The following is a 1,513-nucleotide window of genomic DNA, read 5'->3' as shown; positions in this document are numbered from 1 at the left end:
CAGGCTGTTGAAGAAGTCACTCGCGGCGCGCGGTGAGGACGGCCTCGTCGGCGTTGTCGAAGGAGAGTTCGATTTGGAGGGCTCCGTCGTCGGTCACTTCGGCCGAGCCTGAGCCGGTCACCTCGTCGCCTTCATCGCAGCCGGCCCAGCGGAAGAAGACGATGGTGCGGCCGTATTCGAGGTCCATACCCGCTTGGATACAGCCGAAGGCGAATTCGCCGCGTCCATCCGGCTCGAAGAGGATGGCGGCCGGATCGACGAGGTCGAGACAGTCGTCGTCCCAAGTGTCGTTCTCGACGATCCGCCAGCGGCCGAGGATTTGGCAGTCGGCGGGGCGGCTCATGGCGATACCGCCAGCAGCTTCGGCAGTCGCACGAGGTTGTAGGCGGCGGCGGTGAAGGCGAAGGCCCATTCCACCTTGTCCAGGCCGCGCAGCTTGGTCTTGCGCATCCCGGCGACCGTCTTGATCCAGCCGAAGGCTTCCTCGATGCGCTTGCGGATGCGGATTGAGGCGGCATAGCCGGGGTGCCGTGTGGTGCGCCGGTCGATGGCCGAGCGCCGTCGGTTGGTGTTCTGCGCCACATGGGGCCGGACGTTGAGCGTCCGCAGGTCCTCAACGAAGTCGGCGGCATCGTAGCCCCGGTCCGCGCCCAGGGTGATGGCACGGGGGCGGTCGGCCAGCGGCTCGATCATATCCAAAGCCGCCAACCGCTCGGCATGGCCGGAGACACGGGTGAGCCTGGTATCGACGATCAGACCTGAGCGATTTTCCATCAGACCGTGGCCGATGAAGCAGAGCTTGGCCTCCATGCCCGACCCCTTGCGGTAGAGCATGGCGTCGGGATCGGTGGTGCTCTCGTGGGTGTCGTTGGATCGCGTCTCGCCCCGGAAATCGGTCGAGGCGTTGCGCCCGCCACCGCCCTGCTCATCATCGTCCCTGGCGCCCTTCGGCTTGAAGCTCTTCATCGACGCCCATGCCTCGATCAGCGTGCCGTCCACGCTGAAATGCTCGCTCGACAGCAGCCGCTTCACGCGGGGCTGGGACAGCACGGCGGCCAGGAACTTGGCGGCAATGTCACCCTCCAGAAGACGGTCGCGGTTCTTGGAAAAGGTCGAGTGATCCCAGGCTGGATCATCGACGCCGAGGCCAACGAACCAGCGGAACAGCAGGTCGAACTCCAGCCGCTCCATCAACTGGCGCTCGGAGCGGATCGAGTAGAACGCCTGCAACAGCATGGCCCGCAGCAGCATCTCCGGCGCGATGGATGGCCGCCCCATTCCCGAGTAAAGCGCCGCAAAATCGGCCGACAGCACCGCCAGTGCCGTGTTGGCCATCTCCCGGATCGGTCGCAGCGGATGGCCTTGGCGCACCCGCTTCTCCAGGTCAACGTAGGAGAACAGGTCCCCTGATCGCTTGTCCGTCCCGCGCATCATTCCCTCGGACGCAATCCATCGTCCGAGATTGAATCATGCCCAAGCCCGGCGGGCCATCGGGTTTTTCAACAGCCTGTTA

At 65.1% G+C, this 1,513-nt stretch carries 2 protein-coding genes; both read right to left on the bottom strand.

Annotated features, from left to right (window positions below; translation table 11 throughout):
• Nucleotides 1–16: 16 nt before the first annotated feature.
• A complete protein-coding gene (locus BLR95_RS15375; RefSeq protein ID WP_092622142.1) occupies nucleotides 17–343 on the bottom strand; it encodes a hypothetical protein in 327 nt (108 codons plus the stop codon).
• Entirely contained in the window at nucleotides 340–1,431 is a 1,092-nt protein-coding gene (locus BLR95_RS15370) for an IS5 family transposase (RefSeq protein WP_092622144.1), read from the bottom strand. Before BLR95_RS15370 ends, BLR95_RS15375 begins: the two co-directional genes overlap by 4 nt.
• Nucleotides 1,432–1,513: the final 82 nt, after the last annotated feature.

The sequence above is a fragment of the Roseospirillum parvum genome, assembly GCF_900100455.1.
Classification (GTDB): domain Bacteria; phylum Pseudomonadota; class Alphaproteobacteria; order Rhodospirillales; family Rhodospirillaceae; genus Roseospirillum; species Roseospirillum parvum.
This window is presented reverse-complemented; position numbering and strand designations above follow the sequence as displayed.